This window comes from Pseudomonas plecoglossicida NBRC 103162 = DSM 15088 (genome assembly GCF_000730665.1).
In the GTDB taxonomy this organism is placed as follows: Bacteria; Pseudomonadota; Gammaproteobacteria; order Pseudomonadales; family Pseudomonadaceae; genus Aquipseudomonas; species Aquipseudomonas plecoglossicida.
Genome location: NZ_BBIV01000057.1, coordinates 1 through 14,851, shown reverse-complemented (window position 1 = coordinate 14,851; position 14,851 = coordinate 1). Strand labels below are relative to the sequence as shown.

Below are 14,851 nucleotides of genomic sequence, written 5' to 3'. Positions count from 1 at the left end.
AAGGAGCTCCACCCATGAACCTGTCCCTGTACCTGCTCACCGTCCTGATCTGGGGCACCACCTGGATCGCCCTCAAGCTGCAACTGGGTGTGGTCGCCATCCCGGTGTCGATCGTCTACCGTTTCGCCCTGGCCGGGCTGATCCTGTTCGCCATCCTCCTGCTCACGCGCCGCCTGCAGCCGATGAACCGGCGCGGCCACCTGATCTGCCTGGCCCAGGGTTTCTGCCTGTTCTGCGTCAACTTCATGTGCTTTCTCACGGCCAGCCAGTGGATCGCCAGTGGCCTGATCGCCGTGGTGTTCTCCACCGCGACGCTGTGGAACGCGCTGAACGCACGGGTGTTCTTCGGCCAGAGGATCGCCAGCAACGTACTCGGCGGCGGGGCGCTCGGCTTGCTGGGCCTGGGCCTGCTGTTCTGGCCCGAACTGGCACACCATGCGGCCAGCCGCGAGACCCTCTTCGGCCTGGGGCTGGCGCTGCTCGGCACGCTGTGTTTCTCGGCCGGCAACATGCTCTCGAGCATGCAGCAGAGGGCCGAGCTCAAACCAATGACCACCAACGCCTGGGGCATGGTCTATGGCGCGGCAATGCTTGCTGGGTATTGCCTGGTCACTGGCGTTCCATTCGCCATGGAATGGAACACGCGTTACATAGGCTCGCTGCTGTACCTGGTCATTCCGGGATCGGTGATCGGCTTTACCGCGTACCTGACCCTGGTCGGGCGCATGGGGCCGGAGCGCGCGGCCTATTGCACGGTGCTGTTCCCGTTGGTGGCGCTGAATGTGTCGACGGTTGCCGAAGGGTATCAATGGACGGCACCGGCGTTGCTCGGGCTGGTGGCGGTGATGGCAGGGAATGTCTTGGTATTCCGTAAGCCGAAAGCAAGGCACACCGCAACAGTATCGGACATATAGTGTTTTTGGCTCGGGGGCTACTGCCAAAAGTGTCAGTTATACAACTGGAAACAATGTTGAATAATGGGGCGAGGTGATGATCAGAGTAGATATGAATGTACCCATTGAGTCGGCAGCTTACCCAGGGGCAGTTGTGGCTGATCTTCTCTGCACTGCTGTGTATTCACGTAATGCCACTGCTGCTGGCAGATCTTCCTTACCTGGACGACTACTGGCGCCAGCAGCTAGCTGCAAATGACTGGGTGACTCTCGGGCGACCACTCGCTGCCGCCCTGTTTGCCGGGCTCGGATTTGGGCCAGGAGCTCCTGATCTTTATCCACTGCCGTTGCTGCTGGCAATCGTGGTTACGGCCGATGGTTTTGCTCGTCTGGTCCGGTTCTGGTTCAACGTACCGGATATCAGCGCACTGATGGTGGTCTTGCCACTATGGTTCCAACCGTTTTTTCTCCAGAATCTGACATATCAATACGATAGTGCCTCTATGGCGCTTTCTTTGACCGCTTGCGTATGGGCGCTTTGTCTTGGGGTAGCTCGCGCGCGAGACTGGGTGCTCGGAACTTTGCTGGTGGTCGCGGGGGCTGGTTTTTATCAGGTCAGCTTTAATGTCTTCGCCGGACTGTGTGCAGTGGAACTGATGCGTCAGGTCATCAATGGTGCTTCACTTCGGCAGGCCTCATCCCATGCAGTCAAGCGCCTCGGCCAACTCATCGGCGGCTGTGTGCTGTATTACCTCGCCGGGGTTTGGATGATCAAGGACGCAAGGAACCGCCAAGATATTCTCGCTTTTGACGGGCAATGGTTTACGCAAATCTATCAGCGTCTAGAGGGGGTTGCCGGAAGTTTGGGCCTGTTGGTCACGTCGAGAACCGAATGGATGATCCTTTCTCTGTTGTTTGTGGCGTTACTTGCCCTCAGGTCCGAGCTGACAAGGCTGTGGCAGCGGCCGTTTTCCAGGGGGCAACATATTTGTCTCTCGATTGCGTTGTTGGTCCCTATTCCGCTGGTTGTCTTGAGTATTCCAGGCTTCCTATTGCTTCTTGGGGTATTTGAAGGGGGGCTGCGTGTATACATGGGTCTAGGGGTGTTGCTGGTGCTTCTGCTATTTCTGGTGCATCGCGCGCTTGCCTCCATGCCGCGAGTGCGGTTAATGGTAATGGCGCTGCCGCTACTTTTCATGTTGGCATTTTCTTTTGCGTACGGCCGCTATCTGGTGCTTTACAAAGAACTGCAGCAAGCAGTTACATACTCACTTGCTCACGATGTTTCATCTACACCCGAACTCGCCTCTGCTCAGCACTATTACCTTTTGGATTATTGGCTGAGTAATGCCTGGCTACCGGCAGCACGCGGAACGTTGAAGGCGTTCCCAGCCATTGAAAATGTGTTCAGCTTTAGTTATTTGTTGTTGCCGGAGATGCTTCCGCGAGTAGGTCTGGACGATTTTCATACCTTTTCCGAGCGAACTCCCCTTGACCGAGAGCAGGTAATCCGCACAAGCCCTGTTCCCTTGGTCCGCAGTAAGTATTACCACATACATATGGTTGGCGATGCAGCTTACATACTGGTCAAAGACCCGCGCAGAGTGGAGAGCAGCAAGCAATAGAGGCTATGGCCGCTCCCGTACCGGCTCGACAAATAGGAGCAGCCTTAACGTCAGGTCATGCTTTAGCCCTTCCACACCTGCGGATTCACCAGGTCCCGCGGCCGCTCACCGAGCAGCGCCGCACGCAGGTTGTCCATCGCCCGGTTGGCCATGGCCTCGCGGGTTTCGGCAGTCGCCGAGCCGATATGCGGCAAGGTCAGTGCATTGGGCAATGCGAACAGCGGCGACTCGCTCAGCGGTTCTTTCTCGTACACATCCAGGCCGGCCCCACGAATCGTGCCGTTCTGCAGCGCCTCGACCAGCGCTGCTTCGTCCACCACCGGCCCACGGGCAATGTTGATCAGGAATGCACTGGGTTTCATCAACTTCAGCTCGCGCGCGCCGATCAGTTTGCGCGTAGCGTCGGACAGCGGCACCACGATGCAGACGAAGTCGGCTTCGCCAAGCAGTTGCTCAAGGCTGCGGTATTGCGCGCCAAGTTCCTGCTCCAGCGCCGGCTTGCGGCTGTTGCCCGCATACAGCACCTGCATGTTGAAACCGAAGCGGCCGCGGCGGGCGATGGCCGCACCGATGTTGCCCAGGCCGACGATACCCAGGGTCTTGCCGTGCACGTCAGTGCCGAAGTGGGCCGGGCCGACGGTCGCTTGCCAGTGGCCGGCCTTGGTCCAGGCATCCAGCTCGGCGGTGCGCCGGGCACACCCCATGATCAGCGAGAAGCCCAGGTCCGCGGTGCTCTCGGTCAGCACGTCGGGCGTGTTGGTCAGGGCGATGCCGCGCTCGTTGAAGTAGTCCAGGTCGTAGTTGTCGTAGCCGACCGAGACGCTGGACACCACTTCTAGCTTGGCCGCACCTTCGAGCTGCGCGCGGCCCAGCTTGCGGCCAACGCCGATCAGGCCATGGGCCTCGGGCAGGGCTTCGTTGAACTGGGCATTGATGTCGCCGAGTTTCGGGTTCGGCAGGATCACGTTGAAGTCTTGCTGCAGGCGCTCGGCCATGGCCGGCGTGATGCGGCTGAAGGCCAGGACGGTCTTTTTCATCGGCAACTTCTCAGGGCGGTGGGTCGGTGTGATTGCTTAGCAACCTACCATTGTCCACCACCGCCGCGCAGCAGCTTTTTCAGTTGGCGATCAGCAGCTCATGGGTTTTCAGGTCCGCTTCATGCGCTGCGAGTATTTCCGGCAGCGAGTTGCGCAGGTACTCGACCCAGGTCTTGATCTTGGCATCGAGGTACTGGCGCGACGGGTAGATCGCGTACAGGTTCAGCTCCTGCAGCCGGTAGTCCGGCATCACCCGCACCAGGCTGCCATCACGCAAGCCGTCGATCGCCGAATAGATCGGCAGCACACCCATGCCCATGCCGCTGCGAATGGCCGTCTTCATCGCATCGGCCGAGTTGACCTGGAACGGCGAGCTGGTGATGTTGACCAGTTCCTGGCCTTCGGGGCCGTCGAACAACCACTTCTCCAGTGGAATCACCGGGCTGACCATGCGCAGGCAGGCATGCTGCAGCAGATCGACCGGCTTGTGCGCGAAGCCATGCCGGGCCACATAGTCGGGCGAAGCGCAGACGATGCTGTAGGTGATGCCCAGGCGCTGCGACACGAAGCCGGAGTCGGGCAGCTCGGTGGCCAGCACGATGGACACGTCATAACCCTCGTCGAGCAGGTCGGGGACGCGGTTGGCCATGGTCAGGTCGAAGGTCACATCCGGGTGCGACTCGCGGTAGCGGGCGATGGCATCGACCACGAAGTGCTGGCCCACGCCGGTCATCGAATGCACCTTCAGCTGCCCGGCAGGCCGGGCATGGGCGTCGCTGGCCTCGGCCTCGGCCTCTTCCACATAGGTAAGAATCTGTTCGCAGCGCATCAGGTAACGCTTGCCTGCCTCGGTCAGGGCGATGCGCCGGGTGGTGCGGTTGAGCAGCCGGGTTTGCAGATGGGCTTCCAGGTTGGAGACCGCCCGCGACACGTTCGCGGTGGTCGTATCCAGTTGCGCGGCGGCGGCAGTGAAACTGCCGAGCTGGGCTACGCAACTGAAAGCACGCATGTTTTGCAGGGTGTCCATGGGTCACTCTTCCAAGGTAGAGGACAAAATTGTGTCACGAAGTTACTTCAAAAGAACGAAAAGTTGCCTTCGACCAAAGCCGGATTATCGCTGTTTCGGTAACAAAGATTCGCAGGAATGTGCGCTTATCGCCAGTGCGGCGGCCCCCTAGAATTGCCCGGCCCCTCCACCTCTTCCTCGGGAAATCGCAGCTGTGCCGCGTCGCATCATCAGAACGCTCCAAGCGTTCAGTGCCTGTGCCCTTAGCCTTACCTTGAGCGGCTGTATCGGAACCTGGGGCATCGCCCCGCAGAACAAAGCGCTGCCAGCCAATACCCTGACCCCCGACGCGGCCATCCGTGAAGCCGCGACCGACGCCCACTGGCCCAACCAGCAGTGGTGGCATGCCTATGGCGACCCGCAGCTGGACCGTTGGCTGACCCTGGCCGTGACCGGTAGCCCGAGCCTTGCCATGGCGGCGGCGCGGGTGCGCGAAGCCAAGGCCATGGCCGGCGTGGTCGAGTCGGCGGAAAAGCTCCAGGTCAATGGCCAGGCGAGCCTCAAGCGCCACAACTGGCCGGAAGACCAGTTCTACGGGCCGGGCGCGCTGTCGGGTGCCAATACCTGGGACAACAACGCCGCCATCGGCTTCAGCTACGCCCTCGACCTCTGGGGCCGCGAGCGCAACGCCAGCGAACAGGCCGTGGACCAGGCGCACATGAGCGTGGCCGAGGCCCGCCAGGCGCAGCTGGAGCTGCAGAACAACGTGGTGCGCGCCTACATCCAGCTGAGCCTGCACTTTGCCCAGCGCGATATCGTCAAGGCCGAGCTCGAACAGCAGGAGCAGATCCTGGCCCTGGCCAAGCGCCGCCTCGACGGCGGCATCGGCACCCATTTCGAGGTCAGCCAGGCCGAAGCGCCGCTGCCCGAAACCCATCGCCAGCTCGACAGCCTCGACGAAGAAATCGCCCTGACCCGCAACCAGCTGGCCGCACTGGCCGGCAAAGGGCCGGGGGAGGGCGCGCAACTCCAGCGCCCGACCCTGACCCTGGGCGCCCCGCTGAAGCTGCCGTCGGCCTTGCCGGCGGCGCTGGTCGGCCAGCGCCCGGACGTGGTCGCCAGCCGCTGGCAGGTGGCCGCCCAGGCCCGTGGCATCGATGTCGCCCACGCTGGCTTCTTCCCCAACGTCGACCTGGTCGGCAGCCTGGGCTTCATGGCCACGGGCGGTGGGGCGCTGGAATTTCTCACCGGGCGCAAGTTCAACTACAACGTAGGCCCCGCCATCAGCTTGCCGATCTTCGACGGTGGTCGCCTGCGATCGCAACTGGGCGTGGCCTCGGCGGGCTACGACATGGCCGTGGCGCAGTACAACCAGACCGTGGTTGGCGCGCTGAAGAACATCTCCGACCAGCTGATCCGGCGCGAGTCGATGAAGGCGCAGTCGCACTTCGCCGCCGAGTCGGTGGCGGCTGCGCAAAAGACCTACGGCATCGCCCTGGTCGCCTTTCAGCGCGGCCTGACCGACTACCTCAACGTGCTCAACGCGCAGACCTTGCTGTTCCGTCAGCAGCAGGTGCAGCAGCAAGTCCAGGCCGCCCGCCTGATCGCCCATGCCGAGCTTGTGACCGCCCTGGGTGGTGGCCTGCAGGCTGGCCAGGACGTGCCTGAGGAAGAGCGCCAGGCCGCGCCGAAGACCCCGGCCACCCTGGCCATCCTCGACCACAAGGCGGACCACGCCGAATGAGCACATCGAGCCTGCCCCTGCGCTGGCTGCACAGCCTGGAATGGCGCCGAGGTTTCTTTGCCTGGGCGCGCACCGACGGGGTGACCTGGGTCTACATCTTCAAGGTGCTGGCCGCCGCGTTCATCACCCTGTGGCTGGCCATGCGCCTGGAACTGCCGCAACCGCGCACGGCGATGATCACCGTGTTCATCGTCATGCAGCCGCAGAGCGGCCATGTGTTCGCCAAGAGTTTCTACCGGGTGCTGGGCACCTTGGCCGGTTCGGCGATGATGGTCGCGCTGATCGCCATCTTCCCGCAGAACACCGAGCTGTTCCTGCCCAGCCTGGCCGTGTGGGTCGGCCTCTGCTCGGCCGGCGCCATGCGTTATCGCACCTTCCGCGCCTACGCCTTCGTGTTGGCCGGCTACACCGCGGCGATGATCGGCTTGCCGGTGCTGCAGCACCCCGACCAGGCCTTCATGGCGGCGGTATGGCGGGTGCTGGAGATCGCCCTGGGCATTCTCGTGTCGACCTTCGTCAGCGCCGCGATCCTGCCGCAGTCGGCCAGCGCGGCCATGCGCAATGCCTTGTACCAGCGCTTCGGCGTGTTCGCCGGAGTGGTCGTCGAGGCCTTGCGCGGCGACAGTCAGCGCGACCGCTTCGAGACCAGCAACGTGCGCTTTGTCGCCGAGGCAGTGGGCCTGGAAAGCCTGCGCAATGTCACCGCGTTCGAAGACCCGCACATGCGCCGGCGCTCGGGCAGGCTGGTGCGCATGAACAGCGAGTTCATGGCCATCACCACGCGTTTCAATGCCTTGCACCGGTTGCTCGAGCGCCTGCGCGCTCGGGGCCCGCTGCAGATCGTCGGTGCCATCGAGCCGGGCCTGAACACCTTGGTCGATCTGCTTGAGCCCTACGTTGGCCGTGCCTTGACCGACGCCGACGCGCTGCGCCTGACGCTCGAGCTGGCGGCCTATAAAGACGGCCTGCAAGCCCAGGTCCGCGGCCTGCGCGCCGAGTACCTGCAGACCAACCCCAGCGAATCCGACCTGCTCGACTTCCACACCGCATTCGAGTTGCTGTACCGCTTCGTCGACGAGATGCTCAGCTACGCCGAGACCCACGCCTCGCTGGCTGCGCACACCCATGAACGCGAGCAGTGGGACGAGCCCTATGTCGCCCAGACCAGCTGGCTGGTATCGCTGGCTGCCGGGGTGCGCGCATCGGCAGTGCTGTTGCTGCTGGGCAGCTACTGGCTGCTCAGCGACTGGCCCAGCGGCGCCATGATGACCCTGATCGCCACCGTCACCGTGGGCCTGTCGGCCGCCTCGCCGAACCCCAAGCGCATGTCGTTCCAGATGGCCTGCGGCACGGCGATCGGCGCCTTCGTCGGCTTCTTCGAAACCTTCTTCGTGTTCCCCTGGATCGACGGTTTCCCGCTGCTGTGCATGGTACTGGCACCGGTGTTCGTGTTGGGTGCCTTCCTGGCCTCACGCCCGGCATATGCCGGTTATGGCCTAGGCCTGCTGGTGTTCTTCGCCATCGGCACGGTGCCCAACAACCTCACCGTCTACGACCCGTACAGCTTCATCAACGATTACATCGGCATGGTCATCGGCATGTTCGTCTGCGCCGCGGCCGGGGCGATCATCCTGCCGCCCAACAGCCGCTGGCTGTGGAGCCGCCTGGAACAGGAACTGCGCGAGCAGGTGCTGTTCGCCATCAGCGGGCGCCTGCGCGGCCTGGGTTCGGCCTTTGAAAGCCGCACCCGCGACCTGCTGCACCAGGCCTATGGCCTGGCGGCCGGCAAGCCCAAGGTACAGAGCGAACTGATGGGCTGGATGTTCACCGTGCTGGAGATCGGCCACGCCATCATCGAGCTGCGCAAGGAGCAGGCCCGTGCGCCGGTGCACCCGGCCTACGCCGAGTCGCAGCCGTGGCGCCAGGCTATCCGCGTCATGGGTCGCGCCCTGGCGCGGCTGTTCCTGCAGCCCAGCGCCAGCAACCACGAGCGTGCCTTGGTGGCGGTGGACCATGCCATCAGCCGCGTGCAAGCCACCGACGAACCTTTCGCCCGGCACTTCGACACCTCGGTGCTGCGCCGTGCGCAGAGCTACCTGCACTTCATCCGTTCTTCCCTGCTCGACCCACAGTCGCCGTTGGCACCGGCGAAAGGATTGCACGATGTTCCATGAATTCATGCCCCGAGAAATCGCCTTCCATGGCGTGTACATGCCCACCATGACCCTGATGTTCCTGTTCGCCCTGGGCCTGGCCTGGGGCCTGGACCGGTTCATCGCCAGCCATGATGGCTACCGCTTCTTCTGGCACCCGGCGCTGCTGCGCCTGTCGCTGTTCGTCTGCCTGTTCGGCGCCCTGGCGCTGTCGCTCTACTGGTGAGAATCCTTCGATGAAAAAGTTCTTCAGCCTGATCGCCACCCTGCTGGTGCTGGCCGCTGCCGTGGTGATCGGTCGCCAGTTGTGGTTGCACTACATGACCACGCCGTGGACCCGCGACGGCCGCGTGCGCGCCGACATCATCAATGTCGCCGCCGACGTGCCTGGCTATGTGGTGGACGTCCCGGTCAAGGACAACCAGCGGGTGAAGAAGGGCGACCTGCTGATCCAGATCGACCCCGAGCATTACCAGCTGGCCGTCGACCAGGCCAAGGCCCTGGTCGCTTCGCGCAAGGCCACCTGGGAGATGCGCAAGGTCAACGCCAAGCGCCGTGCCGACATGGACAATCTGGTGATCTCCAGGGAAAACCGTGATGACGCCAGCAACATCGCCAACTCCGCCCAGGCCGACTACCAGCAGGCCCAGGCCGCGCTGGCGGCGGCCGAGCTGAACCTCAAGCGTACCCATATCGTCGCCACGGTGGATGGTTACGTGACCAACCTGAACATCCACAAGGGTGACTATGCGCGCACTGGCGAGGCAGTGATGGCGGTGGTCGACGAGAACTCGTTCTGGGTGTACGGGTTCTTCGAGGAGACCAAGCTGCCGCATGTGAAGGTGGGTGATGTAGCCGAGTTGCAGATGATGAGCGGCGAGCGGATCAAGGGCCATGTGGAGAGCATCGCCCGGGGTATCTATGACCGCGACAACCCACAGAGCCGCGAGCTGATCGCCGACGTGAACCCGACCTTCAACTGGGTGCGACTGGCGCAGCGGGTGCCGGTGCGGATTCATATCGATGAGGTGCCGGAAGGGTATCTGCTGGCGGCGGGGACGACGTGCACGGTGGTGGTGAAGCCGAGTGAGGGGGGGGCGTCGTAGCATTTCTGGCGCCTTTGAGATCGAGCGCCGCCCGCGCGGCGCATCGCGGGCAAGCCCGCTCCTACATTTGTTGCAACGTGCCTATGCCTGATAGGCCATGGTTGCCTGCCTTGTGGGTACGACGCGATTTTTGTGTTGGCGCAAGCGGTCGACGCGATATCTCTCCGAGCGCCAAAGGCGGACAACCATGGCCCGACAGACCGTGGCACGTTGCAACGAATGTAGGAGCGGGCTTGCCCGCGATGCGCCGCGCGGGCGGCGCTCGATCTCGATCGCACTACAACTCTCGCGACAGGCCCTAGGCCATCCCCACCAACACCGGCACCGCAACCTGATCAATCACCTTCGCGCTGATCGAAGGGTCCAGCGGCGGGTGGCACTGATTACCCCGAGCTTTCACTCGGCACTGTTCTCGCTGCCCGATTCGGACCTGATCCTGCCGATGCCGGCGAACATCCTCAACAGCGTGCACAAGCTCGGGCTGCCGCTGCGCTCGTTCGAGATCCCGGTGCCGCTCGAGCGGGTGACGGTGCTACAGGCCTGGCACCCGCGGTTTCACAATGATCCCGCGCACCGCTGGCTGCGCCAGACCTTGAAGGCGTGTTGCAGCGTCGATCCTTGATCGCCTGTCTGGGCCCTATCGCCGGCAAGCCGGCTCCCACATGAAAAAGCAGGGTGGTGCGACCCCTTGTGGGAGCCGGCTTGCCGGCGCGGATTGCGTCTGACGCAACTTGAAACTACCGAGAAGTCAGTTTTCGTCAGCATTCGACCTTCTTAGACTTGCTCCAGTCGCAAATTTGTTGCTGGAGATGTCTGTCCATGAGTTCCCTGTCCGCCCCCTCTGCCGCGATCGCCGCTGCGCCTGTGCCGACGGCCTTCGGCCTGCGGGTGGTGGTCGGGCTGTTCGGCGTGTTGCTGGCGGTGCTGTGCGCCGGCCTCAACGAGTCGGTGACCAAGATTTCCCTGGCCGACATTCGTGGGGCCATGGGCATCGGCGCCGATGAAGGCGCCTGGCTGCTGGCGGTGTATAGCGCCGCCTCGGTCTCGGCCATGGCCTTCGCGCCTTGGCTGGCCACCACGTTTTCCCTGCGCCGCTTCACCCTGAGTGCGGTCGGCTTGTTCGCCATGCTCGGCCTGCTGCAACCGTTCGCACCCAACCTGCACAGCCTGATGCTGCTGCGCATTCTCCAGGGCTTCGCCTCGGGTGCCTTGCCGCCGATGCTGATGAGCGTGGCGCTGCGCTTCCTGCCGCCGGGCATCAAGGTCTACGGGCTGGCCTGTTATGCCCTCACTGCCACCTTCGGCCCGAACCTTGGCACGCCGCTGGCCGGTCTGTGGACAGAATATGTCGGCTGGCAGTGGGCGTTCTGGCAGATCATCCTGCCCTCGGCGCTGGCCATGTTCTGTGTCGGCTGGGGCCTGCCGCAGGACCCTCTGCGCCTGGAGCGCTTCAAGCAGTTCGACTGGCGCGGAGTGCTGCTCGGGCTGCCGGCCATCAGCAACATCGTCCTCGGACTGCCGCTGGGTGCTGGCCTCTGGGCTGGCGATGCTGGCGGTGTCGTGCGTGGGCAGCAGCCTGCTGACCTCCGAGTGGATCCGCGGCGACTTCTACCCGTTCTACCTGCTGCAGGTATTCGGCCAGCCAATGGCTGTGCTGCCGCTGCTGATGCTTTCCACCAACGGCATGACCCCGCAGGAAGGCCCGTTCGCCTCGAGTTGGTTCAACACCGTCAAAGGCCTGGCCGCAGTCATCGCCGGTGGCCTGCTGGATGCCCTCGGCACCCTGCGCCGGCACTTTCATTCCAACCACCTGGTGGACAGCCTGGGCAACGCCCCGCTGGTCGACGACAACGCCGAAGGCCTTGCCCGGCGTCTCCACGACCAGGCGCTGGTGTTGACCTCGGCCGACCTTTACCTGGTCATGGCCTGCATCGCCGTGGTGCTGATCTGCCTGATTCCTTTCGTGCCTACCCGGGTCTACCCGCCGCGAGCGGTGGCTTGATCCGTGGATGAATTCCGAGACGCTGAAAAATGACCCACAAGCGCAAGACAATCGTGATCGGCTCGGTGCTCGCCGTTGCCGTGCTGGCCGGCATCGTCGGCCCCTGGATGTTCGGCCGCAACCTGCGCCAGAGCACCAATGATGCCTACGTGATCGCCGACTACACGGTAGTGGCCCCCAAGGTCGCGGGCTTCATCAAGGAGGTGCTGGTCGAAGACAACCAGCAGGTCCAGGCCGGCCAGCTGCTGGCAACCATCGATGCTCGGGACTACCAGGCCGCCGTGGATGCCGCTCAGGCCCAGCTGCTGGTGGCGAAGGCGCAGAGCGCCGATGCCCGCGCCACCCTCGAGCGCCAGGCGGCCCTGATCGCCCAGGCCGAGGCGGCGGTCAAGGCGACTCAGGCCGAAGCGGCGTTCGCCGACCACGAGGTCAACCGCTACAGCCGCCTGGCCGAGCAGGGCGCCGGCACCGTGCAGAACGCCCAGCAGGCGCGCAGTCGGTTCGACCAGGCCCGTGCGCGGTTGGCCAATGCCCAGGCGGCGCTGGTGGCGGCGCGCAAGCAGGTGGATATTCTCAGCGCCCAGGTCGCCAGCGCCGACGGCCACTTCAAACGTGCCGAAGCGGGTTTGGAAAAGGTCCGGCTGGACCTGTCCTACACCCGCATCACCGCACCGGTCGACGGCATGGTCGGCGAGCGTGCGCTGCGCGTGGGTGCTTACGTCAACCCGGGGGCACGCCTGCTGTCGGTGGTGCCGCTGCAGCATGCCTACGTGGTCGGCAACTTCCAGGAAACTCAGCTGACCCATGTGCAGCCAGGTCAACCGGTGAGCATCAGCGTCGACACGTTCTCCGGTGAAACCCTCAGCGGCCACGTCGAAAGCATCGCCCCGGCCACGGGCGTGACCTTCGCCGCGGTCAAACCGGACAACGCCACCGGCAACTTCACCAAGGTGGTGCAGCGCATTCCGGTGAAGATCGTCTTCGATGACGGCCAGCCGCTGCTCGAGCGCCTGCGCGTGGGCATGTCGGTGGAAGCGACGATCGATACCCACGGCGACCCGCTCGCCGGCAAGCAGGTAAGTGCCCGATGAAGCCCACAGTACGCTTGAGCCCATTGTTGCTGGCCGGGCTGCTGGCCGGCTGCACCCTCGGGCCGGATTTCCAGCGCCCCGACAGCCAGGCGCCGGCCCAGTGGGCGCCACTGCAAGGCGAAGCCGCGGCTAGCCAGCCCCGCGCCGAAACGCTGCAACTGCGCTGGTGGGACAGCTTCCATGACGCCCGTCTGAGCGCGCTGATCCAGCGCGTGGCCGATAACAACCTCGACTTGCAGATCGCCAGCGCCCGGCTGCTGCAAAGCCGTGCCCTGCGCAGCACGGTGGCTGCCGATGAAACACCGGCGGTGGACGCCAACCTTGGCTACAGCCGCGCCCGCAACAGTGGCGAAGGCCTGAGCGACCCTTCAGGCAACGCAGGTCGATCGGCCTTCAACCTCTGGCAGGGCGACCTGGTCGCCGGCTGGGAGCTGGACCTCTGGGGGCGCGTGCGGCGCCAGGTGGAAGCCGCCGATGCCAGCGTCGAAGTGGCCGAGAACGACCGCCGCGGTGTGCTGCTGGCGCTGCTCGCGGAAACGGCCGGCAACTACATCCAGCTGCGCGCTGTGCAGCACACCCTGGACGTGAACCGCGACAACCTGAAGGTTGCCCGGCACAGCCTGAAACTCTCCGAAGACCGTCAGGCCGAAGGTGTCGCCACCCGTCTGGACGTGGCCCAGGCCAGCGCCCAGGTGGCCTCCATCGAAGCGCGCCTGCCGAGCCTGGAAGCCAGACGAGACGATCTGATCAACGCCCTCAGCCTGCTGGCCGCCGAGCCACCGCGCAGCCTGCAGGCCGAACTGCTGCAGGGCGGCGAGCTGCCCGCGCCGCAGCAGTCGTTCGCCATCGGCGTGCCGTCCGAGCTGGCCGAGCGCCGGCCGGATATCCGCCAGGCCGAATCACGCCTACATGCCGCCACTGCCAGCATCGGCGTGGCCAAGGCCGACTTCTACCCGAGCATCCGTCTGTCGGGCAGCGTCGGTTTCCAGGCCATGCAGCTGTCGGACTTCGGTGCCTGGGATTCGCGCCGCTTCGCCTTCGGCCCGCAGCTGTCGCTGCCGATCTTCGAGGGTGGGCGGCTGTCCGGCACGCTGGAGCTGCGTGAAGCGCAGCAACAGGAAGCGGCACTGAACTACCGCAAGGTGGTGCTCGGCGCCTGGCACGAAATCGACGATGTGCTACGCCTTTACAACGCCAGCCAGTTGCGTCGCGACCACCTGGCCGAAGCGGTGCGGCAGAACCGTATCGCCCTGGAAACGGCCCAGCGCCAGTACGTGGAGGGAGCGGTGGACTTTCTCAATGTGCTGAGTGTGCAGGGGGCGTTGCTGGCCAGCGAAGAGCAGTGGATCGACAGTTCGGCGGCGGTGTCGCAAGCGCTGGTGGGGCTGTACAAGGCCCTGGGCGGTGGTTGGCAGGCGTTCGATGAGCAGCCGGGAAATTCTCATAGCTAGAGAGGAAGCACAGATGCATATTTCCTTGAATGGCAAGCGCGCCATCGTCAGCGGCTCCACCGCTGGCATCGGCCTGGCCATCGCCATCGGCCTGGCCGAGGCCGGTGCCGAAGTGGTGCTCAATGGCCGTACCCAGGCGCGTGTCGACGAGGCCCTCAGTGCCGTGCGCGAGCGCTTGGGGCAGGCCCGGGTCATCGGCATCGCCGCCGACCTGAGTACAGCCGAGGGTGCGCAGAAGCTGTTCGACCAGGTGCCGCATACCGACATTCTGGTCAACAACCTCGGCATCTTCGAGCCCAAGCCGTTCTTCGAGATCGAGGATGCCGACTGGCAGCGCTTCTTCGACGTCAACGTGCTGAGCGCCGTGCGCCTGTCGCGGCATTACGCCCAGGGCATGGCCGAGCGCAAGTGGGGGCGGGTGATCTTCCTGTCCAGTGAGTCGGGGCTGCAGATTCCTACCGAGATGGTGCACTACGGCATGAGCAAGACGGCGCTGCTGGCGGTGTCCCGTGGTCTGGCGGAAACGCTGGCAGGGACCGGGGTGACCGTGAATTCGGTGTTGCCGGGGCCTACGCGTTCGGAAGGGGTGGGCGACTTCTTTGCCAAGATGGCGCAGGAGCAGGGAGTCAGTACCGATGAACTGGAAGCCAACTTCGTCGCCGAGCACCGGCCGAGCTCGCTGATCAAACGATTGGCGACGGTGGAGGAGGTGGCCAGCATGGTGGTGTACCTGGCGTCGGTGC

Annotated in this window: 11 protein-coding genes and 2 pseudogenes; 11 read left to right on the top strand and 2 right to left on the bottom strand. The window is 64.3% G+C overall.

What is annotated here, in order from left to right:
- Positions 1-14: 14 nt before the first annotated feature.
- Together PPL01S_RS22580 and PPL01S_RS22575 are read left to right on the top strand one after the other, a co-directional pair.
- Positions 15-914 (top strand): DMT family transporter, encoded by a 900-nt coding sequence (locus PPL01S_RS22580; protein ID WP_016395447.1) that lies wholly within the window; start codon positions 15-17, stop codon positions 912-914.
- A gap of 95 nt (positions 915-1,009) precedes the next feature.
- Positions 1,010-2,518 carry a glucosyltransferase domain-containing protein gene (locus PPL01S_RS22575; protein ID WP_016395448.1) on the top strand — a complete coding sequence of 503 codons (1,509 nt, stop codon included), beginning with the start codon at positions 1,010-1,012 and terminating at the stop codon, positions 2,516-2,518.
- Positions 2,519-2,580: 62 nt separating this feature from the next.
- Here the strand turns inward: PPL01S_RS22575 and PPL01S_RS22570 are convergent, their stop codons facing one another.
- Positions 2,581-3,555, bottom strand: a complete 975-nt coding sequence (locus PPL01S_RS22570; protein ID WP_028626171.1) for a 2-hydroxyacid dehydrogenase — start codon at positions 3,553-3,555, stop codon at positions 2,581-2,583.
- Between the two features lie 79 nt (positions 3,556-3,634).
- Positions 3,635-4,582 (bottom strand): LysR family transcriptional regulator, encoded by a 948-nt coding sequence (locus PPL01S_RS22565; RefSeq protein ID WP_016395450.1) that lies wholly within the window; start codon positions 4,580-4,582, stop codon positions 3,635-3,637.
- Between the two features lie 193 nt (positions 4,583-4,775).
- On the opposite strand from PPL01S_RS22565, the gene PPL01S_RS22560 reads away from it, so the two are divergent.
- The 9 genes and pseudogenes from PPL01S_RS22560 to PPL01S_RS22520 form a co-directional block, all read left to right on the top strand.
- The gene (locus tag PPL01S_RS22560; protein ID WP_016395451.1) at positions 4,776-6,305 is read left to right on the top strand and encodes an efflux transporter outer membrane subunit; all 1,530 of its coding nucleotides are present in this window, start codon (positions 4,776-4,778) and stop codon (positions 6,303-6,305) included.
- Complete coding sequence (locus PPL01S_RS22555) at positions 6,302-8,479, top strand: FUSC family protein (protein WP_028626170.1); 2,178 nt, start codon at positions 6,302-6,304, stop codon at positions 8,477-8,479. Before PPL01S_RS22560 ends, PPL01S_RS22555 begins: the two co-directional genes overlap by 4 nt.
- A 4-nt stretch (positions 8,480-8,483) precedes the next feature.
- Positions 8,484-8,684 (top strand): DUF1656 domain-containing protein, encoded by a 201-nt coding sequence (locus tag PPL01S_RS22550; protein ID WP_008097766.1) that lies wholly within the window; start codon positions 8,484-8,486, stop codon positions 8,682-8,684.
- Between the two features lie 10 nt (positions 8,685-8,694).
- Positions 8,695-9,564, top strand: a complete 870-nt coding sequence (locus tag PPL01S_RS22545; protein ID WP_028626169.1) for an efflux RND transporter periplasmic adaptor subunit — start codon at positions 8,695-8,697, stop codon at positions 9,562-9,564.
- A 349-nt stretch (positions 9,565-9,913) separates the two neighbouring features.
- A pseudogene (locus PPL01S_RS22540) lies at positions 9,914-10,186 on the top strand (type 2 periplasmic-binding domain-containing protein); the annotation flags it as partial.
- A 197-nt stretch (positions 10,187-10,383) separates the two neighbouring features.
- Positions 10,384-11,566, top strand: a pseudogene (locus PPL01S_RS22535) (MFS transporter).
- A gap of 29 nt (positions 11,567-11,595) precedes the next feature.
- Positions 11,596-12,657: an HlyD family secretion protein gene (locus PPL01S_RS22530; RefSeq protein ID WP_028626168.1), complete on the top strand. Its 1,062-nt coding sequence runs from the start codon at positions 11,596-11,598 to the stop codon at positions 12,655-12,657.
- The gene (locus tag PPL01S_RS22525) at positions 12,654-14,108 is read left to right on the top strand and encodes an efflux transporter outer membrane subunit (protein ID WP_016395457.1); all 1,455 of its coding nucleotides are present in this window, start codon (positions 12,654-12,656) and stop codon (positions 14,106-14,108) included. Before PPL01S_RS22530 ends, PPL01S_RS22525 begins: the two co-directional genes overlap by 4 nt.
- 13 nt (positions 14,109-14,121) lie before the next feature.
- A partial coding sequence (locus tag PPL01S_RS22520; RefSeq protein WP_042156725.1) for an SDR family NAD(P)-dependent oxidoreductase occupies positions 14,122-14,851 on the top strand: 730 nt, incomplete at its 3' end.